The organism is Ginsengibacter hankyongi (genome assembly GCF_008710285.1).
Classification (GTDB): Bacteria; Bacteroidota; Bacteroidia; order Chitinophagales; family Chitinophagaceae; genus Ginsengibacter; species Ginsengibacter hankyongi.
Window position 1 is genome coordinate 1 of sequence record NZ_VYQF01000004.1, and the last position, 25551, is coordinate 25551.

At 39.1% G+C, this 25551-nt stretch carries 15 protein-coding genes; 8 read left to right on the forward strand and 7 right to left on the reverse strand.

From position 1 onward, the window contains the following. Positions 1 to 97: 97 nt before the first annotated feature. Positions 98 to 961, reverse strand: coding sequence for an alpha/beta hydrolase family protein (locus FW778_RS14535; RefSeq protein WP_150415502.1), 864 nt, complete (start codon positions 959 to 961; stop codon positions 98 to 100). Positions 962 to 1195: 234 nt separating this feature from the next. Continuing rightward, a complete protein-coding gene (locus tag FW778_RS23165; protein WP_202552265.1) occupies positions 1196 to 1678 on the reverse strand; it encodes a hypothetical protein in 483 nt (160 codons plus the stop codon). A gap of 1336 nt (positions 1679 to 3014) precedes the next feature. On the opposite strand from FW778_RS23165, the gene FW778_RS14545 reads away from it, so the two are divergent. The 3 genes from FW778_RS14545 (at position 3015) to FW778_RS14555 (ending at position 6513) form a co-directional block, all read left to right on the forward strand. After that, the gene (locus FW778_RS14545; protein WP_150415504.1) at positions 3015 to 3632 is read left to right on the forward strand and encodes a hypothetical protein; all 618 of its coding nucleotides are present in this window, start codon (positions 3015 to 3017) and stop codon (positions 3630 to 3632) included. Positions 3633 to 4066: 434 nt separating this feature from the next. Continuing rightward, positions 4067 to 4678 carry a hypothetical protein gene (locus tag FW778_RS14550; RefSeq protein ID WP_150415506.1) on the forward strand — a complete coding sequence of 204 codons (612 nt, stop codon included), beginning with the start codon at positions 4067 to 4069 and terminating at the stop codon, positions 4676 to 4678. Then, positions 4666 to 6513, forward strand: coding sequence for a hypothetical protein (locus tag FW778_RS14555; protein WP_150415508.1), 1848 nt, complete (start codon positions 4666 to 4668; stop codon positions 6511 to 6513). The genes FW778_RS14550 and FW778_RS14555 overlap by 13 nt, the downstream gene beginning before the upstream one ends. Positions 6514 to 6788: 275 nt before the next feature. Here the strand turns inward: FW778_RS14555 and FW778_RS14560 are convergent, their stop codons facing one another. Further along, the gene (locus FW778_RS14560) at positions 6789 to 9230 is read right to left on the reverse strand and encodes an ABC transporter permease (RefSeq protein ID WP_150415510.1); all 2442 of its coding nucleotides are present in this window, start codon (positions 9228 to 9230) and stop codon (positions 6789 to 6791) included. 722 nt (positions 9231 to 9952) lie between these two features. Here FW778_RS14560 and FW778_RS14565 point away from each other — a divergent pair. The 4 genes from FW778_RS14565 (at position 9953) to FW778_RS14580 (ending at position 16560) form a co-directional block, all read left to right on the forward strand. Further along, on the forward strand, positions 9953 to 11116 hold the full coding sequence (locus tag FW778_RS14565) for a serine hydrolase domain-containing protein (RefSeq protein ID WP_150415512.1): 1164 nt from the start codon (positions 9953 to 9955) through the stop codon (positions 11114 to 11116). A gap of 308 nt (positions 11117 to 11424) precedes the next feature. Further along, the gene (locus FW778_RS14570) at positions 11425 to 11973 is read left to right on the forward strand and encodes a cupin domain-containing protein (RefSeq protein ID WP_150415514.1); all 549 of its coding nucleotides are present in this window, start codon (positions 11425 to 11427) and stop codon (positions 11971 to 11973) included. An 828-nt stretch (positions 11974 to 12801) separates the two neighbouring features. Continuing rightward, the gene (locus FW778_RS14575) at positions 12802 to 13875 is read left to right on the forward strand and encodes a sensor histidine kinase (protein WP_150415516.1); all 1074 of its coding nucleotides are present in this window, start codon (positions 12802 to 12804) and stop codon (positions 13873 to 13875) included. Between the two features lie 246 nt (positions 13876 to 14121). Next, complete coding sequence (locus FW778_RS14580; RefSeq protein ID WP_150415517.1) at positions 14122 to 16560, forward strand: LTA synthase family protein; 2439 nt, start codon at positions 14122 to 14124, stop codon at positions 16558 to 16560. A gap of 88 nt (positions 16561 to 16648) precedes the next feature. Here the strand turns inward: FW778_RS14580 and FW778_RS14585 are convergent, their stop codons facing one another. Together FW778_RS14585 and FW778_RS14590 are read right to left on the reverse strand one after the other, a co-directional pair. Then, positions 16649 to 19228 carry a sensor histidine kinase gene (locus FW778_RS14585; protein ID WP_235906265.1) on the reverse strand — a complete coding sequence of 860 codons (2580 nt, stop codon included), beginning with the start codon at positions 19226 to 19228 and terminating at the stop codon, positions 16649 to 16651. Position 19229: 1 nt separating this feature from the next. Next, the gene (locus FW778_RS14590) at positions 19230 to 21284 is read right to left on the reverse strand and encodes an ATP-binding protein (RefSeq protein WP_150415518.1); all 2055 of its coding nucleotides are present in this window, start codon (positions 21282 to 21284) and stop codon (positions 19230 to 19232) included. A 965-nt stretch (positions 21285 to 22249) separates the two neighbouring features. Here FW778_RS14590 and rsgA point away from each other — a divergent pair. Continuing rightward, positions 22250 to 23314, forward strand: coding sequence for a ribosome small subunit-dependent GTPase A (gene rsgA, locus FW778_RS14600; protein WP_150415520.1), 1065 nt, complete (start codon positions 22250 to 22252; stop codon positions 23312 to 23314). A gap of 82 nt (positions 23315 to 23396) precedes the next feature. On the opposite strand, the gene FW778_RS14605 is transcribed toward rsgA, so the two are convergent. Further along, positions 23397 to 24485, reverse strand: a complete 1089-nt coding sequence (locus FW778_RS14605) for an AI-2E family transporter (RefSeq protein WP_150415522.1) — start codon at positions 24483 to 24485, stop codon at positions 23397 to 23399. A gap of 129 nt (positions 24486 to 24614) precedes the next feature. Then, entirely contained in the window at positions 24615 to 25547 is a 933-nt protein-coding gene (locus tag FW778_RS14610) for an alpha/beta fold hydrolase (RefSeq protein ID WP_150415524.1), read from the reverse strand. Positions 25548 to 25551: the final 4 nt, after the last annotated feature.

A 25551-nucleotide genomic window follows, 5' to 3' on the forward strand; every position in this document is an offset into this window, starting at 1 on the left:
AATCTTTCTCTTTCAAAAGAAATTAATAAAATACTTCTACCATATTAACTTTCTCAGGAGAATTTAGGTACATAGGATGCGATTATTGTACCCTGCTTTATTTGTCAAGAAACGTAAGGACCTTATTTGTTAATGAAACTCTTTTATTAGTAAAGGAATGGTCAGTTTGCCAAACATCATATTCGAAGTATATAGGATTTAGATTTCTAATAGCTTCAGCAATTTTTTTATTTCTATCATGCTCGTCAAGCATAATGATTTGTTTTTCTTTTAATGAGCTTATATTCTTTTCCAAATTAAAATATTCGTCTCTTTCCAATACTGGCTTAAATCTATCATTCAGGGATCCGTTTAAAACAAAAAATTTACCCAGTGTATCGGCGTTCATGTTAAAAGCATTTAGCTCTGTTCCGGTAAGCTGCCTTTTGTATTGATTATATATATCCCATGCTGACAAAATAAAAGCCTTCTTTACAGTGGGCAATTGTTGAATTGCTTTTAAAGCTACCCATCCTCCCATACTGTGTCCAAAAAGCACAATATTTGAAGTGTCAATTTTTAATGAGTCTTGATACTTGTCACAAAATGCTACAACGTTAATTACATCCTTTACACAATTTTTAAAAGTAAACTTGCCTTGGCTTCCCCATGAACCTCTGTAATCAAAATAAATTACATTCCATCCATGCGCTCTTACTACTTGAGCAATGTCAAGATTGCGTTCATAGCCAGGATAACCATGTAAAAGCAACAATGTGGGATGTTTTCCAATTCCATTGGCGCTATACATAAGCCCTGCTAAAAGGGCATTATCAGACGGTATAAATAATATTTCAGAACCTGCCGGAGAGTTTTTGTCCCATGATATGTCTTTTAATACAATGCTGTCCGATTGTGCAAAAACGTAAGTTGATATAAAAAGAGTAAGCAAAAATAAAATATGTCTAATCAATCTGGTCATGCTGATAGTTTTAGATATCCGTGAAAAAGTAGCGTACGTCCAGGGCTTTGTGCAGGTGGGAAATTCAACGCCCGTCTGCCCGAACCCTCAGCCGAAGCTAAATGAAAAAGTTGATTATTTATTCGTTTGCTGATAGCATTCGGTCAGCCCGAACTGCTGATGATAGCAGCACAAATGCTGATGTTTATTCCGTATGCCCCACTTGCACAAAACCCCTTGTAAGCTGCAGTATGGTCAACATAATATTTTGTCAAATGAAATTCCTCCACGTTCAGTCAATTCAAAATATTGTCCTGCAGTATATTTTGGATATTGTCTTACATATTGCTTGTATCCTATTGATTTAAAAAAAATCGCCCCTTGTTGCGTGTCAATTGTCCAATCAAATTCTGTGTCAACTTTTATAAAGTCAGCGTTCTTGGGTTTTTGAGGATTGTCACGACTAATTCCATCAATTTCAATACCATCTGATATCCCGTCCATTTGAAATTCCAGGTCATACACATTTTCAAAAACAAGTGTGCATGGCGATACCCAAAACTTAAAAGTTTTTCCAGTCTGAACCCATTTAAAAATATAGTCAATGTCAAACAGTAATTGAAAATTGTCGCCAAAAGAAATTGCAAAAAGCTTACTGTCATGCCAGCCCATCTTTTCAAAGTCTTGGTCAGTCCAAAGAGATTTTTCTAATTGATATGATTTTGAAGATTGTGTCATTTAAATATTGCAGCTTACGTTTGTATTTACGCTATTAGACGCTACTCCCATTTTTACAATTGCTTCATTACCAACATTCACCTTTTAAGTTTTTTTTATTGTCGGGGTGCGTCAATGCAAATACCAAACTAAAGTAAAGCTTTTATTAAGTTCATCCAAAACGTTTGGATGAGTGATCTGATTTTAAAGTTTATTACGGGTACAAGCATTAAATTTTTAATGGTGCGTCTCCAGGAACCGAATGAGGTGGTACCCGCTTATACGCACTATCTTGCCTACGGTGAAACACTTCAGCGGATTGGGGAGGTTGCGCCATTCTCTAAGCGTCGTTTCGCTTATTCTCAATTTGGTTAACACTTCCGGGATGGTGTACATTTTGTTGGGATCAAGCCCATACGTAGGGAATTGCTCTTGATTCATGCTTTCATAATTAATTAGTTCATCCGCAACGCATAGGGTGGGCGTTTTGGCAACGGATGTTGATTTACAACTATAAACTTATGAAACACACTTGAAAAAATCAAATATATTGTCATGAAATTGTATTGCAGTTCCCATATTCAACTTACAAAAGGAGTTTTTGATTTACGCCCACTACCTCTAAAAGGGGAATTCTGCAGACCTTACGGGGCATTGCTGCCCGCCGTTAGTGAGCCTAAATAAATGATTATGAACGAAATAGGCCGCTGATAGGCTGATTTTGTTCCCCTGTTTATGGCAAAAGTATCGGGTTCAATAGCCATTGTTTGCTACATTATGGCAAAAGTATCGGGTTCAATAGCCATTGTTTGCTGTCTTATTGCAAAAGTATCGGGTTCAATAGCTATTGTTTGCTGTCTTATTGCAAAAGTATCGGGTTCAATAGCCATTGTTTGCTACATTATCCCTGCCGGCTAAGTCTCAACGCACATTGTTCCCGCGATTTTTGGTAAAGTTGCGGGTGCAATTGCGTGTGCAGTGGTAGTCATAACGCTTGTGGAATGGCGGCCCAGGTGTTCTCATAACTTTATCCGGTGGCTCAGTTGCCGGCCCCGGCAAAAGCCGGTTGATGCCTCAACCCGTGGGAATGGTGCAATCCACGCGGTGCAGGCCTGCAACCACCCGCATTATTGTTGCCTTCCATCTTTGCAACAATTATTTTGCCCCGCAAGGCAGGTTTATTTCACCTTATAATCTCCTGCACCGTTCACAACGGCAAACCGTATTTAGCCGCGGGTAACATTGCAAAACCACGGGAAACCCCGGGAAGCACCAGGGATTGCGGGCATTTTGAAATAATTTTTGGGGGTGCGTTGTTTTAGGAGTATTAAAACATTAATCACTAAAAAAATTTTTTATGAAAACAGCAAAAGTTCTGCTCGATTTTTCACGCTACACTGACGCTAACTTTCTGCAGAAGTCGCTTTACATTATTACCTGCATGACGGGCAACCCTAACTTTCCCACGCCGGTGCCACCGCTTACCGATGTGCAGGCTGCCTATGACACTTACGGCAATGCACTGGCTGCCGCGGCGGCGCTGGGCAGGCAGGCGGTGCTGGATAAGAATATAGCACGCGAGGCGCTGGAGGGTGTGCTGGCCCAGCTTGGCCGCTATGTAATGTACGTTGCCAACGGCAACGAGAGCATATTAGGCAGCAGCGGCTTTACGCTTGCAAAGATGCCGCAGCCCATGGTGCTCGACAACCCCGGTAATGTAATACTCGAGCATGGTGATAACCCCGGTGAACTGATAAGCCAGGTGCCCAAGCAGAATGGTATGTCTTTCAGCCACCAGATTACCGATGCAGCCCCTACAGAGGACACGGTATGGACAAGCCATACGGTAAGTACGGCAAAGTACACCTTTACCGGCCTGGTGCCAGGAAAGCAGTACTGGGTGCGTGTGGCAGTGCTTGGGAGCCGCAAGCAAATTAAATATAGCACGGTGGCTACGCAGTTTGCCAGCTTATAATATTTACCCGGCAATTGCATCCCGAATGAGAGCCTCCGCGAAAGCGGGGGCTTTTTTATTGGGGGGTGCCAAGAGCATTGTTCACTCATTGGCTCCCGCGGTAAAAGCGCCCTTGAAACTTTTATGAAGCTGGACGCTGTTGTGAGGGGCGAAGAATATAAATGTATATATTTGAAACGCTGATTGCAGAACTAACGGTAGAGTTTAAAAACCACCCCTTATTTAAACTGAATGATTTTTAATATAGAAAATTGTTGGATAACATATAAGCATACACGAAGTTATACAATTGTTTGTATTTGTTTGAGTTGATATTCAATTATGACTCGTTGTCCACTATGAAAATTTATGATTAAGGATTGTCGGGTTAATACATCCGCCAAGAAATGGCGCAGCAATAAGAGGATCGCTCTCATGGACATAAGAAATCAATAATGAAAACTCAGGAGAAAATTGAAAATAACAGAAACAGAAATGCCCTAGTTATTGCGATAATAGGAGGTTTTGCTATAATAGTTGCAGCAATTATTCCCCTATTTAAGAATTCATCTGCTCCCCCTAAACAAAAAGTAGAAATAAAAGCTAACCATAACAGTCCCGTTTCCGGGGATATTCAGACACAGAACAATTATTTTTTGAATGGTTCGATCGATTCAAATAAAAGAAATACCTCACGATCAAAAGGAACTAATATAAAAGCAGAAAAAACATTTCACGTATCTCCGAGTAATTCTGAACTTGAAAAGCTGATATCAGCAAATAATTACATTTTGGCAAAAAGAGAGATTAGGTATTCCATTGAAATTACTTTCAATGGTGAGATTGAAAATGTTCAGAATGATTTATACCGATATAATGGAGGCAATCTTTTAATTAAAATCAATGGAGAAACATGCTCTGTAATGAATGACCTTATGATTACCCCAACGTTTAATGGGGGTAATAGCAAACAAATTGTTCTGAATGAAGTCAATAAAAAAATAAATGAATTAATTTCAGAACATACACCGGCTGTTTACAAGAAAATTATGCAATGCTTAAAGTAACATTTAAATCATCGATTTTATTAATTGTTTTCTTAATTACAAGTAACTGTTATTGTCAGGAAGGTAACCGTATCTTAATCTACTCAAACAAAACAGATTTTTTAGTTCCTTTTATTAAGAGCACTTTAGAAGAAATGGTTAGCAATGAAACAGGTAAAAAGTTATTTTCAAGAGCAGACAATTTAAATTTACTTTTTGTCAATACGGATGCGGACAAACTTCTTCGTAATAATCTAAATTATAATTTTCCCGATCAGTCCTTCCAATCAACAAGAAATACCACTTTACAGGATTCCATCTTTAATGCTTTCGTAAGTAACGATTACTTCCTTCTGGTTAATGAGAATACCTTACAAGATAAGATTGAATTTCAAATCACATTGTACAAAGTAATAAAAGATACACCGAACGAACGGGAGAAACGGAACTATTTTCCGATAAAAAATATTATTACACCTCTTTCCGAAAATGATTTTTTTATCGACATTACTGCGAATAATTATCCAACAATTTTAAAGAATGGTGTTAAGAGGCTCTTTCCTGAATCGAATTTTAATACTCAGTTTAACCTTGATGTTAGCGGAAATGTATATCCTACTTCGTTAGCCAACTATAGCGTTAGCAGAAATGATACGATAACGCTTAATGTTTCAGATATTTATGATGAAGATACACCCGTTGATCAAATTAAATTTTTAATTGAGGTTAAAGATGAACTAACAAATAACAACACTTCATCTTTTTATATTAAAACAACGGGAAAACAATCGAAAATAGTCTTTAGAAATTCTGGACATTATAAAATTTTAGTTTTTGCAGATGATGGCTCAAATAAAACCAAAACTGGTAAAATAATTGATATTAGCGTAGTTGAGACGCCTCAACTTATTGCTATTAAAAATCAGTTCAACTTTGTCTATCCTATGTCCGTTGTTGAAAATAATTCAATTAGAATTAGGGTGCCGGTTGTTGTTAAAAATTCTAATTCAGTTTATCCATTAAATTTTGTGGTTTTAAACCAAAACAAAGTTGAAGTATCAAAAAAGGCGTTTGTTGATTCTATTTTTAATCTGCTAAAGAAAGATAAATCTCGTAGAATCAATTCGAATTCCCGATTTCGAGGACACGATAGTATTTACATTGCTAAAGTTCAAAGATTTGATTCAAACATTTATTTAATTGATATAGTCTTAAACTCATCTAACAGTGATAATCTCCTTTATATTTATGCAATCGCCAATAATCTAAAAACAAACTATGAAATTATAAATGTCAAAATAATTAAAGAAAGTTTTTTCAGTAATGAAGTTGGCATTCAGCATGGTTCTCTTAAAATGGGAAATACTAATTGTTTATGCGGCAATGATAGCACTGAAGAAATTAATTATATACAGTTATATCCTTTAAGTTTCTATGTCAATTTGTATTCTTACAAAGCTTTGTCAGTGGGTTGTTGGCAAAAAGGAGCTTTCACTTTGTCACAAAACATAACCTATGGAAAAAATCCTATTCTGAGAAGTAAGAATCTGTTCGCTACTATCGATGTAGGATTTTTTGCGTCCGCAAGCTTTATGGTCAAATCTTGGTATTCAAATATTCGCTTAAAATATTATGTAAGAACCACCTTTAACGGTTTCGATTCTACTTACAAAGATTTAAAACTTTATAATTTAGGTTATAAGGGGATTTCTTTGGAAGCAGATTTTTTCCCAATAAAACATTCAATTTTTGGGATTTCATTTGGTGTTAATGTAGTTAAAGATAAGTTTAAATACCTCTTATTTAATGAGTTTGGATACCATGCCGGCTTAGTTATGCACCTTCAGGATTTATAATCGAACCCGTACGCTGTGCTTAGAAAGTGCCATCTCAGCGGAGTTTTAATTTCCATCCTAAATAAAACTAACAGTTATGGATAGCCGGAAATGAAACGCCGCTGCATGAAAATTCTTCAAATTAGAAAAAGCTTCTTTCCTAAACATTATAAAGATTTGTAAATTAGCTTCACACTAATTCAGTGTTAATGCGTACATCGGGGTTTCACGCGAAAAATATTATGGTTAAAAGTTTATGCCGTGAAAACCCGCTGGGAAAGTAAATAATCCGCCGATCATTCGCTGCGGAGGGATTTTACGGGGTTAGCGAGGGCCGCCCGGATGGTCTGAATACTGACCGTCAGCAGGGCAATGGCGAGGGTAACGGCGCCGGCCACGAGGAATATCCACCAACTGATCTCCGTGCGATAGGCAAACGTCTCGAGCCATTTGTACATAGCCCACCACGCGACGGGGAAGGCGATGAGCGCAGCGATGCCGACAAGCATCGTGAAGTCTCTGCTGAGCAGACCGACGATACCACTGACGCCGGCGCCGAGGACCTTGCGAATCCCGATCTCCTTGGTGCGTTGTTCGGCAGCATAGGTAACCAGGCCGAACAGGCCGAGGCAGGCAATGAGGATGGCGAAGACGGCGAAGCTGATGAAGATCTGCCCGGTCTGCCGCTCGGCGTGATACAATTTATCAAAGTCGTTATCCATGAAGGTGTAGCTGAAAGGCACTCCCTGCTTAACGGCATGGAACTTACTTTCCACCTGCCGGACGAGACTGAAGACGTCATTCGTGTGGAAGCGGACGGCCATGGTGCTCCAGTTATACGTGTTGACCACCATAACAAGGGGATGGATCTTGTCATGCATGGAGTTATAGTTGAAATCCTTTACGACGCCGACGACATGATAGGTGATAGTATTGAACAGATCATCATGATTGTAGAGGACCAGATTGAGCGGGTCCTTCACGCCGAGCGTCGCTACGGCGGCTTCATTGAGGATGATGGCGGTGGAGTCGGTAGGAAATTGCGCGAGGTCGATGTTGCGGCCTTTGACGATCTGCATGCCGAGGGTGGGAATATAATGGTCGTCGACCCTGAGCGTGGTCATGAGGATCGATTTCCTGGCGTCAAGCGAGGCATCCCGGAACCAGCCTTCCTGCCAGTACAGGTCCTGGACGGTGAGGATGTCGGGGGTGGCGGTTGCATCGGTGACCCCGGCAAGGGTGAGCAGGTTCTTGCGAAGATTGGTCGTACCCTCCCGGCCGAGCGACCAGGTATCATGGATAACGAGTACCTGATCCCGATTGAAGCCAACTTCCTTATTTCGAATATAATGCAGCTGGCGATAGATGACGAGGGTGCTGACGATGAGGCCAATGGAAATAAAAAATTGAAAGACCACCAGGCTGCTTCGGAGCCAGCTGCTCTTGAAGCCCGCGGCTATCTTTCCTTTCAATACATCAATCGGCTGAAAAGAGGAAAGGTAGAAGGCTGGGTAACTTCCCGCGAGACAACCCACCACCAACACCAGGAGGATGAGGATGGGCAGGAACCGGCCGCTGAAAAGCGCGTCGGCATGGAGCGATTTGCCGGCAAGCTGATTGAACATCGGTAGCAGCAGGACAGCGATTACAAGGGCGAGGACGAGAGAGAAGAGGCTGAGAAGGATGGACTCGGTGAGGAACTGGATGATGAGGTGTCCTTTTGTAGAGCCGGCGACCTTGCGGATGCCCACTTCCCTGGCGCGGTTGGCGCTGCGGGCGGTGCTGAGGTTCATGAAATTGACGCAGGCGATCAGGAGGATGAGCACGGCGATGACGGAAAAGATGTATACATACTGAATATTGCTGTTGGCTTCCAGCTCACCAGACTTATTGGAATGGAGGTGCACGTCGGTGAGGGGGAAGATGCGGCACCGAAAATGATTACCCGCTTTCTCGAGGTCGGCGCCCGAAGTGTGGAACATTGCCTGGAGGGCCGGGCTGATATGGAAGTTGACGACTTCGTCTACATCCTTCTGGACCTCGGCTCGCGTGGTGCCGGGTTGGGCAAGGATATAGGTATAATAAGAATTGCTTATCCAGTCGTTGTCACTGGGGTCATTAAAGGAGTAGGCTTCGCGGATGGGCCGAATGAAGCTGAAATGGAACTGCGACTGTTCCGGCATGTTCCGGATGACCCCGGTGATTTGGAGAGGTGTATTATTAGTACCTATCTCCAGCGTCCGGCCGACGACGTCGGTGCTGTTGAAATAGCGGCGGGCGGCACTTTCGTCGATCACGATGGAATGAGGGTTGTTGAGGGCGGTATTGGGGTCGCCGGCGATCATGGGCAGGGTGAAGACCTTGAAGAGCGTGGAGTCGGCGAAGGTGAAGTGATGCTCAAGGATGTGGTCGTTGCCCTTCCTTACCAGCTGGTCGCCGGGGTTGCGGAACCTGACCATCTGCTGGATCTTCGGATAGGAAGCGACCAGCGTCGGGCCGAAAAATTTGGAAGTGGTGACAGCGTCGTACTGGGTGTTATTTAAGTAGATATCCTCATCGATCCGATAGATGCGGTCGGCGTTGACGTTGTAGCGGTCGTAACTGAGCTCATCGGTGACGTACAGGACGATCAGCAGACAGACCCCGAGGCCGGCAGCGAGGCCAATAATGTTGAGGGCGGTAAAGCCCTTGCTTTTCCTGAGGCTGCGGAAGGCGATCTTGAGATAGTTGCGGAACATGGGATGGTCGGTATTATATGACGAATAAGGCGGCCAAATCATTAGGGATGATCCCAAAAGAGTGCCGGGTTTATAAAGTTTTGAAAATCATTCTTCTGTCAAAGTCCGGCAGAGACAGTGATGTTCGGTTTCGATACAGTAATTGTGCAGCAATGAACATCGGCGGGGGTATTTGGGGCATTTGTAAATCCGCGTTCTCTTGTTGTCACTTTACAGATTGAACAAGATTGTGTCTCTACTCCAGGCCTTGTGCTGGTGCAGGACACGGCTGTGCAGAGTTACGGTTCTTGCATCAAATATATTGCTGTCTCAGCGGGGATTTCATTTCCATCCGAAATAAGGCTAACAGTTATGGATAGCCGGAAATGAAACCCCGCTGCTTGAAAATTCTTCAAATAGAAAAAGGCTTCTTTCCTAAACCTTATAAAGATTTGTAAATTAGCTTTACAATAATTCAGTGTTAATGCGTACATCGGGGTTTCACGGGAAATTATTATGGTTAAAAGTTTATGCCGTGAAAATCCCACTGGGAAAGTGATGGCATCGCCAATGCTTCAATAACTTTCATTAATCATCTTTTGTGCATATCTTCATCAATAGTTTTTCAATTGGGCTAACGGTTTGGGCTGAACGATATAAAATTCCAGCACGGCAGCAAGTCCTCACGTTGTGCGTCATGCTATTTGGCACCCTGATAAATTGAGCGTTTAATAATTTTAATAATGAAAAATAAAATCTTAATAGTCTTTTTCAGTTTCTTCTTTTCTTCTGTTGCTGATGCCCAAACAATTTATTTTCCTGATACAATATGGCAGGTTAAAACACCGGCAGAAATGAAGATGAATCAGGTATTGTTAGACAGTGCAGTGAAATTTGCACAAGCAAATGAAAACAAAAAATTTGATAGGGATATGCGTATTGGCACTTTAAAAGCTTACGCTGATGAACCCGACTTTAAGATAATTGGTCCGACTAAAGAAAGAGGTGGTCCTGCGGGTTTAATAATAAAAAATGGTTACATCGTAGCACAATGGGGTGACATTAACCGGGTAGATATGACCAACAGTGTAACCAAAAGCTTTCTTTCAACTGTTGCAGGCTTAGCCGTTGACGAAAGGCTCATAAAAAACGTTACAGATAAAGTAAATACCTACGTTTGGGACGGCACTTTTGAAGGGCCACACAATTCAAAAATCACCTGGGATAATTTACTCACTCAATCTTCTGATTGGAGTGGAACACAATTCGGCCTGCCCGATTGGGCAGACAGGCCACCAAAAGAAGGTAGTATTGATGATTGGAAAAACAGGAAGCTTAACGAACCAGGTACTGTTTTTAAATACAATGATGTAAGAGTAAATGTACTGGCTTATTCTTTATTGCAGGTTTGGCGAAAACCTCTGCCAATGATACTCAAAAAAAAGATTATGGATCCCATTGGTGCATCTACAACCTGGCGTTGGTATGGATACGACAACTCATTTGTGAATATAGACGGGATAATGATGCAATCGGTAAGTGGTGGCGGTCACCATGGCGGAGGTCTTTTTATTAGTGCTTCAGACCAGGCCAGATTTGGATTGCTCTTCCTGAGAAAGGGGAAATGGAAAACTCAACAATTAATATCAGAAAAATGGGTCAAAGCTGTACATCAATCTTCATCTGCAAATAAAGCCTACGGTTATATGTGGTGGATTAATTCCAGTAAAAAATGGAAAGATATTTCACCTGAAATTTATTATGCTGATGGAGCTGGTGGTAATTATATTGTTATTGATAACGAGCATGACCTAGTCGTAGTTACCCGATGGATAGATGAAAGTAAAATGGACGAGTTCATGAATCTGGTTGAACAATCAATAACAAATCAGTCCAACCGCAACTAAGCCCCACTGTTAGCCCACGGATAGCGCAACTAACGGTTATGAGCACACTAAGTGTAGCGGGGGGTTGGATAAACAGGAAGAAATCGGGGGCGTTATGAGCAGGAATGCTTATTAGATTTGGAACTGGAACACCTGCAGAGGCAAAAGCAGCAATTCATGCCAGCATCTTTTCGGACTAGAGTTATTCGTTGCCTGAAAAAATGGTTTTACAGCCTTTACAATTTATTTTTACTAACGGACGATAAAAATTATTACCAGTACCGAAACGTTATCGACAACTTTTAACATCTCTAATTAAATAAACTCTTATGGCTTCTCGCAGACAATTTTTCAAACAAGGAAGTTTAGGATTACTTTCCTCTTTAATACTTCCGCTTCCGGTTTTTGCAAAAGACATGTCAGACTTCAATGGAGTAGTAATTAATGAGGGTGAAGGTGAAGCATTTCAAATGAGAGACGGAACGGCAATCGTAAAAATAAAAATAGCGAAAGCCCAAGGTGCAGAATCAATCTCTTTTCTTTCTGAATCTTTCAAACCCGGTGACGGTTTACCTGTGCATAAACATTTAAACGAAGATGAGCTTATTTTCCTGCATAAAGGTTCTGGTTTATTTACGCTTGGCGACAAGCAATATCAAATTAAAGAAGGCGCTGTGGCTCTCGTACCTAAAGGAGTTTGGCACGGTTTACAAAATACAGGTAGTGAAAATATTGAAATGAGGTTTGGTTATACTCCATCCGGATTCGAAGGTTTTTTCAGGGAAGTAGGAACCCCTGTGGGACAAGCCTTCATACAAAAGACTATGAATGAAAGAAGAGCAATAGCAAAAAAATGGGGTATGATTTATAGAGACTAAAGTTTGCAGATAAGCTATAGAATCCAACATACAGTGGGTGCCAGACTCATGGCGGTGAAAATCTTGATATGGATATAACGGTCCGGCACAATCGAATACATACAATCCCGGCCTTAAAGAGTCTTTCTATAAAATAAAGCGATACTTTGAACTATTTGATTTATTTTATACACTTGGTTTTGTGGGGGCGTTGCAAATTTGCCTATGGAGGTAGACTTCCGTTTTACGTGCGCAACTTATAAACAAAAAAGGCAGATCGCGAAACCTGCCTTTCGACAACTGGTACAGTTGAGAAATCTTTTAAAATTTAATATTCTGCACCAATTTATTCTAATCCGCCCATCGTCCTGGTTATCTTAACAGTTTTTATGCTGCGTTTCAGTCAGTCAGTTTACTGTCTTTTAAACAGCTATATCTGTCCTCCTTTTATAACCGACCTAACCCGGATTAATTTGATGTAAAGATATATCGACACCTAAAGATGAAGTATGCCTGTTGTCAGTACAAGTAATGATTGTGGTCAGGGAGATTACATTTCGATTAAATGGGTCAAGGGACATCAGCGGCCGGCAGGCCCCGCCGCGGGGAGATTCTTCAAATTGGCAAAAGACTTTCTTCGTAAACATTATAGAGATTTATAAATTAACTTCACAACAATTCAGTGTTAAGCGTACGCCAGGGTTTCACGGGAAGAATATTATGGTTAAAAGATTATGCCTTTGAAACCCCGGGGCGAATGAAAGAAATGTTGATTTGCGAGCGAAGGCGTGGATAGCCGAAAGTAGACATAAACTTCTACCTTCAATAACTGATTATAAATATTATACAATGCCTGACAAAAACCAACAAATACAAAAACTTACCGAACACAATGATGAGTTAGAAAACTATTTTAGGAATACAATAATTCCGCAACTGTTTGTAGATGGAAAATTAAAGCTGCAGAAATTTACTCCTCCTGCTATGAAACAGTTTACGCTATCAGCCAGGGATGTGGGAAAACCCATAGATGACATAAAAGATAATTTCCGTTATCCCACCATTGTAGAGGATATTGAGCAGGTTATTAAGAGCAATGAAATTCTGGAAAAAGAAATACAAACTACTGACCTTCGCTGGTACCAAATGAATATTATTCCCTATGTAAAAAAGGAGAATAATAAGACGGATGGCGTGATTATAACTTTTGTTGAAATCACCACGCGAATAATGGATTTGAAGGAACTGGAAAAATTAGTTGCTGACCACGAAATTTTATTGGATACCATTTCCCATGACATAAAAAATCCACTTGCGAATTTAGCAATCGCGATAGAGTTGTTTAAAGATGCACCTCTGCATGATGAAAAAGAATTTTACTCCCTGCTTAAAATTGTTGACAATGCATTAATAAAGATGCACAAGCTCATTAAAGAGTTGACCGAAGTAAGAAAAGGTGACCATAAATATAAAGCGGAAGAAGAACTGCTGCGTTTTGAGGATATACTGGAAGATGTCAGGCTTACATTGAGCGATAATATTAATTCCGCAAATGCAATAATTACAAGTAAAATTAATATCTCAGCAATTACTTTTAGTAAGAGAAAATTAAGGACCATTGTGTATAACCTGGTTAACAATGCAATAAAATTCAGGGCTGCAAAAAGACAACCTAAAATTGTAGTTACTACTAAAAAACAAAAGAATTTTATGATCATATCTGTAAAAGATAATGGCATAGGTATTAAGAAGAAAAATTTAGAATCAATTTTTTCAAAGTATTACAGGTTAGAAAATGCTATTGAAGGATCAGGCATAGGATTATATTTAGTAAAAGAAATCGTAACTAACGCAGGAGGGAAGATTTTGGTAAAGAGCCAGGTAGGTAAGGGCACAGAGTTCCAGGTTTACTTAAAGAACTGAATGTCTTAAAATCGTGGCTGTCAAAAGATGCTAACTTTCTTCCCGCTCTCCCTTCCGGACGTTTAGAAAGTACGGTGAGCATTTCAACCTCCGTGGGTGTTCCGTCTTTCGCAAGCTCACATCAACCGCCCGTAAGAGCCGCCAATCTCCCGACCAACGGCCAACCTTTGTAGCGCTTCTGCTCTTGTTTAATTGAGATTAAATCATTAATTTTTAGCTTATTAAAATGAAAGAGGAATAGAACGTATGTCCAATAAAATATCCTATAAACGCTTCGATTTCCTTCAATCCTGGTTCAGTATAGTTATTGCTTTTATAGTTACCATCTGCCTTGTAAGAATATTTGAATACACTGCCGTAGCCTCTAAGTTTTTTATTGCGAATGCTTTTCGATACGAATTGGTGGGCTTATTGTATGATGTATGGGCCTGCTTAATTTATAGTGGCGTATTACTCTTTCCCTTTCTGCTTTTATACTATATAAATAAACGTTCCGCAGCTTTTGCGTTTCATTTTGTAAATGTGTTATTTATTATCATGTACCTGGCTTTGCTGGTTGTTTTTTCTGAACGAACCCGCCCATTTGATCATGAATTTTTTACAAGAAATGCAGCTGATTCATGGCTTACCAGCAAGCAAATGCTTACCAGCGGATTCAAACTATACATTCCTTTCATTATTTATATTGCTTTGTATTTTGTATTGTATTACCGGGTTTTTAAAAGAACAGGTGTTAAGAGATACCTGCCGGTTTCTTTAATTTTTCTTTGTCTGGTTTCTATTTTTCTTATACAGTTTGCGATGCCTTCACAAAACAATTTTATTAAGGCAGGTGGCTATTATCTCGAATGTAATAAGTTTAGCTTTTGGATAAAAGATAGCTACAACTATTTCAAAACAAAAGATAAAAATACCGTTAGTAAGCTGGACAATAAACAACTTGAAAGCGAAATAAACTTTTATCAAAAAGAACATCCTTTTCAATTTACAAGTACAGAGTATCCTTTGTTGCACTTAAACAATAGCAAAGACGTACTGGGTAGTTTTTTTAATCTCAATAAAACACCTCCTAACATTGTGATCCTTGTAGTAGAAGGACTATCACGCGATTTCAGCGGTGACAAAGCTTATGCTACCAGCTTCACTCCTTTTTTGGATTCGTTATCTACTAAAAGCCTTGTATGGGATAATTTTTTAAGCACGGCGCCAGGTACGTTTGCAGCACATCCTGCCATCTCAGGCTCGTTACCTTATGGCAGGCGTGGGTTTTCATTAATGAGTGTAATGCCCAATCATTTATCATTGATTAAAATACTACGGTTAAATGGTTATCGTACCAGTTTCATGATTGGCTTTAACCCCGACTTCGATAATATGGGAGGTTACATCCGCCTGCAGGGAACTGATTTTATTCTTTCTCACTATGGTCCGAAGTATAAAGAAATGGGAGTTGGCTCTGGAGGATGGTCAATGGGCTATCCCGACGATGCCTTATTCAGCCGGAGTTTTGAGGTGATGGACTCTGTTCCAAAAACACCTTATTTAAATATTTATCATACCGCCACTTCTCACGAACCTTATTTGTTTGAGCAAAAACCAAAGTATGAAAAGTTATTTGATGAAAAGTTGAAAACGATTGTAGTTTCAAGAGATATAAGAAGAACGTTGAAAGCTACCAAATATGTGCTGGTAACTTTTATGTTTGCAGATGATTGCATAAAAAAATTCTTTGCTGATTATGCAAAGCGGCCCGAATATTCCAACACCATCTTTTTTATTACCGGCGATCATCATATTGGTTCGTTCCCTTCAACCGGTAACATTGACGATTATCATGTGCCTTTAATTATTTACTCACCCATGCTGAAAGCTGCAAAGAAATTTTATTCTGTTAATTCACATAATAACCTGGCGCCTACCATTACTTCTCTTGTGTTAAATAATTATAAGCTGCCTTATAATCCTAAGGAAGTACATTGGTTGGCGAATGTTTTGGATACATGCGCCTCATTCAGGAACATACAATCCATGCCCTTTATGGCATGGAGCCGGGAGATCAATGATTATATTTATAAAGACTATATGCTTTCTGAAGGCCAGTTATATAAGCTAACTCCTGAATTATTGGAGGAGCCATATACGAATGATTCCATTAAAAAACATATCACGCATTTGCTGGAAAATTTTAAGATCATCAATTCCTATGTGTGTGACAGCAATAAAATTTACCCCCCGGAACAGAACCTGATGCCGGGAACGAAAGAACTGCTTGTCTCTTTTAACGACTCTGTTCCAAAAACTATTTTTACAAACAAACACGATACCAGTTTGATGCCTGACTTTGTTATTTCAAGGCAATATAAATACCTATATGTTGAAACATCTGCCGATGTATATCTCGCATCACCGGGCACAGAAAATCAACCTGATTTTCGTTTAGCCCTTGTCGATAGAAGCGGCTTAAATAAAAAATATCTCTATTGGAGTAAGCGGGATATTGTTTTGATGACCAAAAACGATTACCAGCCTAAAAAGTGGAACCATGTTTCCACGAACGATATGTTTACACTTGATGATTACAGGAATTACAATAACGTGGTTTTTGAATTGGCATTATTCAATGTAAGAACGCCGATCAATTTAAAGATGAAAGGATTGAAAGTTAATATTTATGGAATAAAGTAAAGCTGTTTTCAACCCATGTTACTTCAAATGTTCATTGAAAAAATCAATGGTACGCTTCCGGGCAAGTTCTGCGTATTGTGATAATAAATTATGCTGAGACCGGCAACTGAATCACAAACTCTGTAAATTCTCCTTCAATTGTATTCACCTTAATCTCCCCACCATGTGCTTTTACAATATCATAGCTTAAACTCAACCCCAAACCTGTTCCTTCACCCGTTGGCTTTGTTGTAAAGAAAGGCTGGAATATTTTATCAACTACTTTTTGCGGGATACCATTGCCGTTATCCTTCACCGTTAGTAATACTTTGTCACTAATTTTTTTTGTACTTACCCATACCGTCGGTACGTACCGCGTTGCCAACCGTTGTTCAGCTGCTTCTTTTTGCTTCTGCTGAACAGCATAAAAAGCATTGTTGTATAAATTTAATAGCACTCTTCCAATATCCTGCGGAATGATATTAACTTTTTCTAACGTTTCATCAAAATCAGTTTGCATCTCCGAATTAAAACTTTTGTCTTTTGCCCGTAACCCGTGATAACTTAACCGTAAATATTCATCAGCCAAAGCATTAATATCTGTTGGCTCTTTTACACCTGTGCTTACCCGTGAGTGTTGCAGCATTCCTTTTACAATTGCATCTGCACGTTTGCCATGATGATTTATTTTTTCTAAGTTCTGAATTACATCATTGGCAATTTCTTTTGCATCGTCTGCATTACCATTATCCAATTCTGTTTTCATTTCGTCAAGCAACTCTTTACTTACTTCAGAAAAATTATTCACGAAATTTAAGGGGTTTTGTATTTCATGAGCAATGCCTGCTGTGAGTTCACCGAGACTTGCCATTTTTTCAGATTGAATCAGTTGTTTTTGCATAGCCCGAAGTTCATTAAGTGCATCCTCTGTACGTTTTTTTTCTTCTTTTAATTTTATCAAATCAAGCTCTACCTGTTCTGCATGATGCTCCGCTATTTGTAAATCATTAAACCGGGTATAAGTAAGATTGAATACTGCAGCAAACCGTTCCAGTAAAAAAACCGTTTCTTCCGGCTGGGGATCTGGCGAAGCCATACCTATAAATCCTTTGGCGAAGTAAGCAATGTTTTGTACCCTGCGTTTTTGTGAAAGCCCAAGCTTAAAAGGCACTTTAAGGTCTTCACTCAGGTAATGAAAATAATCGGTTAATTCCTTTCCCTGCATATCAATGGTAATTGATTTTTTCTGCTCCATCCATCCATCATACATTTTTTGAATGGTAATATTCTTCCTGATATTTCCGGTAAACTGTGTGTTTACCTTACTTCCATCTTCATCGGTTGCCCATAATGCAATATCCCCGCTATCATCTCTTATAACGCCAATGTATAAACGATTGGGAGCAATACCAAGGTTTATCAATTGCCTGAAAACAACTGCAGCAGTCTCGGCCAGTTCATTACTTTTCTGCATGGCGAGAGTGCGGCTTCTTACTTTTTCCAAAGCATTCTCAATCTGCGCTTCTCTTACCTGTGCTTCCGCCTTTTGTAGATCGAGAAAACGGGTATAGGTTTGTTCAAATACTTTGGCAAATCTTTCCAGAAGTCGAATGCTTTCACCAGACGTTGATTCAGTGGATTGCACATTTAGAAGACCTTTTGAAAAGAAAGCGACATTGATAATACGCCTTTTCTCAGCTTTATTATAAACTGCGCCTCCCATGCTGGCCCGATATGTAGAAAAATCGTACAGTTCTTTCCCGCTAAGATCTATGACCAATGAAGTTTTCTGTTTTTTCCACCCTTTATATATTTTGTTGGTTACATTCGGTTCATCAATAGAGAATTTATAAACCTTTTTATTTAAATTCCCGTACATAGTAACCCAATATTCGATTACCCATTCCTTTTCATTTATGATACCAATGGTGGCCTGATCAGGATTTTCGCCCAGTCCCTTAAATTGCTGAAAAAGGATATGTACCGTTTCTGCCAACTCATCACTATGTTGCATAGCCATGGTTCTTGCACGTACTCTTTCCAGCGCTAATTGTATTTCCGCTTCCCTGACCTGGGTAATGGCCTGTTCGATATCCAGGTACCTGGTGTATGACAATTCAAATACATTCATGAACCGTTGAAATAATTTCAATTCATCGCCTCTTAATGGAACATAAGTGGAAATACCCAACGCAACCGGGCCAAGTGAATGCCAATAGTAGCAAAGTGAACTTGCTTTTTCCAGGAACCTATCAATAAACACATTGGTGGTTTTCTGGTAGGCAAGCCATTCTTTAACTTTTTTGCCTTTGATGAGGGTAGTAGAAATTTCACCTTTGCCTTTTAGCATTTTTGCAGCAAAGGCTTTCGCTATTTTATGATTGGTATAAATCGTTTCGGTAATAAATGTTTTTTTATGCTTTGCATAATATTCGTAGTTCATGTATGTACCCCGGCTCACATAAAAGATGGCTGTTTGCACATTGCGGATCTCTTTTACGCCCAACGATTGTAACTGAAGAGAAATAGTCCGGCACACATCCAGCATATCATCAGGCCTGTTCATATTCATCGCAACTGCTCGTACCCTTTCGAGTGAAGCCTGAATTTCCAGCTCCCGATTCTTTACCGTTAGTTCTTTTTCAAGCGCTGCATTTTTTTTAAGCAGTAATTCTTGTTGATTATTCATATCAACTTATTGGTAATTGTATCATAAAAATTGTTCCTGTATGCTCTTCACTTTCCACTTTTATTTCACCACCATGTGCTTTTACAATATCATAGCTCAAACTCAAACCCAATCCTGTTCCTTCACCTGTTGGCTTTGTTGTAAAGAATGGATGGAATATTTTATCAACTACTTTTTGCGGGATACCGTTGCCATTATCCTTCACCGTTAGTAATACTTTGTCAGTAACTTTTTTTGTACTTACCCATACTGTCGGTACGTACCGGGTTGTCGACCTTTCAAAAGTTGGCAACCGTTGTTCAGCTGCTTCTTTTTGCTTCTGCTGAACAGCATAAAAAGCATTGTTGTATAAATTTAATAGCACTCTTCCAATATCCTGCGGAATGATATTAACTTTTTCTAACGTTTTATCAAAATCAGTTTGCATCTCCGAATTAAAACTTTTGTCTTTTGCCCGTAACCCATGATAACTCAACCGTAAATATTCGTCAGCCAAAGCATTAATATCTGTTGGCTCTTTTACACCTGTGCTTATCCGTGAGTGTTGCAGCATTCCTTTTACAATTGCATCTGCACGTTTGCCATGATGATTTATTTTTTCTAAGTTTTGAATTACATCATTGGCAATTTCTTTTGCATCATCTGCATTACCATTATCTAATTCTGTTTTCATTTCGTCAAGCAACTCTTTACTTACTTCAGAAAAATTATTCACGAAATTTAATGGGTTTTGTATTTCATGAGCAATGCCTGCTGTGAGTTCACCGAGCGAAGCCATTTTTTCTGATTGAATGAGCTGCTTTTGTGTGGATTTTAATTCTGATAAAGTGGTTTGTATTTCTTCTTTTTGTTTGCTGAGAAGAAGATTTGCTTTTCGTTTGTTGCGAAGATTTCTTGATAATAAAAATGCGATGACCAGGAATACCAGGATTATTGCTGCAAGGATATAAACTTTTATTTTGGTTTTGTATTGTTGTTCGGCTTCTTTTTTCGCTTGTTTTATTTGTTCTTGCTGTAGCGTTTCATTAAAAGACAAGTTCTGCGCCTGCGCTATTTTTGCCTGGTTATATATACTGTCTTTAAGGGTTATGTAATTTTGAAGATAATTGTAAGCGCTGTCATACCTGTGGCCTCTTTGATATAATTTTGAAAGAAGCGAATATGCATCCATCATTACATTAGGTTCATCTGTTTTTCCTAAATCCTTTAATGATTGCCGGGCATAATAGAGCGCAGAATCCAATTGGTCTTTTTTATGAAATAAAGTAGCAATGCCCAATTCAGATGCTGCAACTATATCCCGGCGACTTACTTTTATAGCATAAGGAATACTGTTTCGATAAAAGAAAAATGCTGAGTCGTTATTTCCTTTTTCGGAATAACTATCACCAAGGCCGCCGGTTGCGAGTGCGAGCCACATAAGGTCTTCATTCTTCAAGGCAGATTTATAAATCAAAAGCTGGTAATGCAGGGCAGAATCCCAGACGTGCAGGCTTGAGTAGGCTAAAGCCATGCAATTATCCGCAGTTGTGGTGGTGATTTTTTGTCCGGAGCCCTTGTAACTTCCTGAATGCGCTAATACCTCTAATTTTTTTGAATAATCCAATTGTTTCTTATTATCTCCCATACTACCATATATCCATCCTATCAGTCTTGTTTGATAAAATAGCGCATCATACTGGTGATACTGTTCATCAATCTTTAAATTTTCTAATGACATTTTGAGCGCCTCAGGATAATTACCCGTATATCTCAGAAAATTGGTCATTTCCTGGCGGGCGTAAATTTCACCCTTGCGATAATGAATTTTTTTCGAAAGTGCCAGCGCTTCCTGCAAATACCATAAAGCGGAATCGTTCTTCGCCCGGCCAAATCCAAGTCTGCCCATATTGATAAGCAATTTAATCCTGCCGGTATCCGTCTTTTCTTTGCTCAACTGAAGTTTCAGTTCATCTAATTTTTTGTTTTGTGCAAAAAGATTGCTTACACTAAAAATTATAAGAATGAAGGTGATTAATTTTTTAATTGCTTCTATATTCAATTTTGTTTTATTCATAAGCCAATTATGTTATTTAACCTAAATAAGAATCTTCGTTATTCTTTGTTTACTTCTGTTCGAACCATGATTTTCAGGATTAACAGATTATAGGATTTTAAACTACCAGTCATAAAGGCAATTGAATAATAAACTCCGTTCCTTCACTCTCTTTACTTTTTACTTTTATCTCCCCTCCATGTGCTTTTATAATATCTTAACTTATACTCAATCCTGTTCCTTGTCCTTCCGTTTTACATTAGGGGATTAGCAATTATGAACAATACTACTTTTTTGGAATTAAATCAGGTGGTGGAATAAAAGTAGCGAGATTTAACATGAAATCAATTTTACTCTTCAATGAATTTTGATTTACGGAAAATAAAATGATCTCAAAGATTTTTTGATTGTGGATTTGCGATTTGTTTCTTTGAGAGATCATCAAAAACATTTGTACAATCTTTATGGAATCCTTTGCTTTTTCTTGCCAGGGTCGGGTTAAGGCATAATCCATTTACATTCCCGTTCATCTTTATAACGGTATAAATAGTGGATGATCGATTTTTTATGAAACCTGCTCATGAAGCGTGAAATTCTGATTCATCATAATCTAAACTTGCTCGCAATGTTATAAGAACATGAGCTACTCCGTTTTGATCGTGAAGCAGATGATACGTTCCCTTAACCATATCTGAGAGTCGTTGTATTTTGGCCAGATCCGCTGCAGAAAAGATACTCAGCCTTTGGGGGTGTTCCTTTCTTTCCAGCGGCCTTAGAATGTTCAATAAGAAAATACTTTTATCGGTATTGTAGGCTTGACCAGCATCTTTGAACTTTAGTAAAAACAATGAATTTTTAATTATAAATTTAGTAGCGGTTGTCGGCAGACGAAAGGAAATATCCCAACGTCATAAAGCCCGGTCCGTTAGGGCCCAGGCTAAAATATGACCGTGAGTATTGAATAGGCTAATCAATTCTATATTTAAATGACATTAGAAGATTTAGGATATAATGGTAAACTTGAAAAATTAAGGAATGAGAATAACCTTAAAGAGTTTGAGATTGGAAGAGTTATATCGGAACATAAGGAAAGGTATATTGTAAAGACGGAGAAAGGAGAATTTGAAGCTGAGATATCAGGGAAGTTGCGGTTTTCATCAAAAAGCCGTGAAGATTTTCCTGCCGTTGGTGATTGGGTTGCTATAACCATTCATGATTCAGATTTTTCCATTATTCACAGCATATTACCGAGATCCTCTGTTATTTCGAGACAGGACGTTGGTAAATTCAGAGAGATACAAATAATAGCAACAAATATTGATTATGCATTATTGGTGCAAGCCGCTGATAGGGATTTCAATATTAATAGGCTTGAAAGATACCTGACCATTTGTAATGCATCAAAGGTTAGTCCTATTATAGTGCTCACTAAGATTGATTTAATTGATGAACACCGGACTTTTGAGATATTGGAGAAAATAAAAGCCCGCATTAATAATGTTCCCATTATTGCAATAAGTAACGAATCACAAGCTGGGTACGACAAACTAAAAGCGATTATTGAAAAAGGTAAAACCTATTGTATGCTTGGCTCTTCAGGTGTTGGAAAATCCACTCTATTAAATAATCTTTCCGGAAAATCTATAATGCGAACAGATACAATTAGCGAGAGTACAAATAAAGGGAAACACGTTACAAGTCATAGAGAATTAATTATTCTTGAAAATGGAGGAATATTAGTTGATAATCCGGGAATGAGAGAAGTAGGTATTGCCGATGCAACAAGCGGATTAGAAATTACATTTGATATGATTACCAGGCTTTCTCAGAACTGTAAGTTCAAAGACTGTACCCACACCAATGAGATAGGTTGTTCTGTTATTGAAGCCGTTGAAAAGGGAGAAATAGACCGGGCTTCATATGAAAATTACCTGGAATTAGAAAGAGAGAAAGCTCATTTTGAATCTTCGGTTGCTGAAAGACGGAAAAAAGATAAGCAATTCGGAAAAATGGTGAAGAATTACAAAAAGGACATTAATAGGAAAAAATGAAGTTCTAAGAAAAGAAGCTAATCCCAGGCCGTGATTTTGATAGAAATATTTTGGCTTTTGCCTGGTTCCGGAAACGACTCTTTTAATGCTGTGTCGTTTTATACCTATTCCTTATTTTTTTGATAAATCCCGGCTCTGCTTTTCCTGTTTCAATTTTACCAATCAGGAAACCATACGGTTTTAGCGGGTCGATATGGTCGCATACAATTTTAACCATAGCAGTAAGAGGAATGGCGAGAAAAACTCCCGGAATGCCCCAAAGCAATTCTCCTAATACCAGCACTATAACGGTTGCGAAAGGATTGATCTTTACCTGCGGACCTAGAATGAGCGGTTCCAATACCCACCCCTGTATAAATTGTATTATTGCGTAAGTACCTATAATACCAACCAGCATAGGAATGCCTGCTCCCTGTACAAGAGATACCAATGCAGTGAGTGTAGTGCCTGTTATATTGCCGATGAAAGGAACAATTTCCAGGAGGCCGCAGAGGATTGCAAAAAAGAAAGCATTTTTAACTCCCATAATGGTAAAGCCGATACTGTACATTATCCATAAGCAAATGATCATTTTAGCAAGCCCCAGCATGTATTGCTGAGATACATGGGAGATGCTGTAAAGGATCTGCCGCATTTCAGTTTTTTGGCCGGGTATTGAAAGTTGAAGGAAGAAATTTAAGATGTGACCACGATAATACAGGAAAAGAAACATATAAGCCAGCACAAAAATAAAATTGATAAAAACAGATAAAAGCGAGCCTGCTACCATCTTCATAATCGCGGTAACTCCCGGTTGATCCTGATTGAGAATCTGCGATTGCTTTTCTGTTGAAATGCCTATATGATTAAATATATATTCCTGGAGGTGGTTGAAAGTTTCTATGGATTTTTGTTTTAACAGGGCGAAATCCCTTGCCAGTGAAGCAACCTGCCATCCAAGCAATGCTCCTACAAATGCTATGGTCAATAAAAATAGAAGGAGGCAAATTAAAACCGCCAGGCCTTTGGATACTTTCTTCGCTTCCATTCGTTTACAAACAGGTAAAAACAAAGTGGCTAAAACACCGCCAATTGCCAGGGGAATCAAAAAATCTTTAGCATAATATAACCCGGCGGCAACAAGAAAAACAATAAGTAGTTTCTTTATAATTAAAGTTGCAGAAGTTGTCATATTGCATTCATAAATTTTTTCCCCGGAGTGCCTTCATTATATCGTATAGTTTTTGGATTGCTGCCAATACATAAATATACGCACTATTAAAGATCCTTCGACGTCTATGTTTTACCGTTAGTTACAGGCTTAAGTAAATGCCTGTTCCAAGACAGGTACTGAAGCCTTAGTCTCCTTTGTGCTTAATATAAAATTGGTTATTGAAGTTCTTACCATTAAATGATGACCCATATGTAAATGACCCCCACTCTCAATTGTTACAAATTTTGAACGAGGTATTTGTGCGGCTATTCTTTTGGCCGTTTTAAAAGAAGGCATAGGGTCGTCAACCGCATGAATAATTAATGTGGGTATCGTCAATTCCTGAAACGGATAACCCTTGTTGAGATCCGGATTCGTTACCCATATATCGTTGATTATCCCGTTTACCCGTAATCGCACGGGCAAAAAAGAAAACATTGTATCATCCAGCCATTCTTTATCAACAGCAGAAAGCCGTTTTTGAACAGGTTTTGGCACGCCCATTAGGCGCATCATAATGGATGGAAAATATTTGATGAGGATCCAAAAAATAAAGTCTGAACCAAAAAATATCTTGGCAATAATCCGGAGAATGTGGGGAGGTTCCGTGTAGGGTGGAACGGCCCCCGATAGAAGTATAAGTGATGAACAGCGATCGGGATGTCGTAAAGCAAATTGCAGGGCAGAAGGTGCGCCTGATGAAAAACCTACCACAGCAACTTTTGGAATCTTCAGCGCATCAAGTAAGGCCGCATATAGATCTGCCTGTGCAGCCGGTGTAGCATTCACGGGTAGCGGACTGCCTATATATCCAAACCGGGATACGGCAATAATCCTGAAATCTCTATCAACCAATGGCTCGGAGGAAATGATTCCCTGGTCAGCTCCGCCCACAATTCCATGAATCCATAATACCGGCAATCCCTTTCCAAAAGCTATGTATTCAATTTTACCCAGCCTCGTATTTGCCGTTTTGATTCCTGATGCTAATATTCTTTCTCTTGCTGCAGATAAATTTTTTTTGAAAAGGGCGTAAAACATTAAA

What these genes read in the sequence shown, in the direction of transcription:
- FW778_RS14535 (WP_150415502.1), bottom strand. Translation starts at nt 961, where the DNA reads ATGACCAGATTGATTAGACATATTTTATTTTTGCTTACTCTTTTTATA.
- FW778_RS23165 (WP_202552265.1), bottom strand. Translation starts at nt 1,678, where the DNA reads ATGACACAATCTTCAAAATCATATCAATTAGAAAAATCTCTTTGGACT.
- FW778_RS14545 (WP_150415504.1), top strand. Translation starts at nt 3,015, where the DNA reads ATGAAAACAGCAAAAGTTCTGCTCGATTTTTCACGCTACACTGACGCT.
- FW778_RS14550 (WP_150415506.1), top strand. Translation starts at nt 4,067, where the DNA reads ATGAAAACTCAGGAGAAAATTGAAAATAACAGAAACAGAAATGCCCTA.
- FW778_RS14555 (WP_150415508.1), top strand. Translation starts at nt 4,666, where the DNA reads ATGCTTAAAGTAACATTTAAATCATCGATTTTATTAATTGTTTTCTTA.
- FW778_RS14560 (WP_150415510.1), bottom strand. Translation starts at nt 9,230, where the DNA reads ATGTTCCGCAACTATCTCAAGATCGCCTTCCGCAGCCTCAGGAAAAGC.
- FW778_RS14565 (WP_150415512.1), top strand. Translation starts at nt 9,953, where the DNA reads ATGAAAAATAAAATCTTAATAGTCTTTTTCAGTTTCTTCTTTTCTTCT.
- FW778_RS14570 (WP_150415514.1), top strand. Translation starts at nt 11,425, where the DNA reads ATGGCTTCTCGCAGACAATTTTTCAAACAAGGAAGTTTAGGATTACTT.
- FW778_RS14575 (WP_150415516.1), top strand. Translation starts at nt 12,802, where the DNA reads ATGCCTGACAAAAACCAACAAATACAAAAACTTACCGAACACAATGAT.
- FW778_RS14580 (WP_150415517.1), top strand. Translation starts at nt 14,122, where the DNA reads ATGTCCAATAAAATATCCTATAAACGCTTCGATTTCCTTCAATCCTGG.
- FW778_RS14585 (WP_235906265.1), bottom strand. Translation starts at nt 19,228, where the DNA reads ATGAATAATCAACAAGAATTACTGCTTAAAAAAAATGCAGCGCTTGAA.
- FW778_RS14590 (WP_150415518.1), bottom strand. Translation starts at nt 21,284, where the DNA reads ATGAATAAAACAAAATTGAATATAGAAGCAATTAAAAAATTAATCACC.
- rsgA (WP_150415520.1), top strand. Translation starts at nt 22,250, where the DNA reads ATGACATTAGAAGATTTAGGATATAATGGTAAACTTGAAAAATTAAGG.
- FW778_RS14605 (WP_150415522.1), bottom strand. Translation starts at nt 24,485, where the DNA reads ATGACAACTTCTGCAACTTTAATTATAAAGAAACTACTTATTGTTTTT.
- FW778_RS14610 (WP_150415524.1), bottom strand. Translation starts at nt 25,547, where the DNA reads ATGTTTTACGCCCTTTTCAAAAAAAATTTATCTGCAGCAAGAGAAAGA.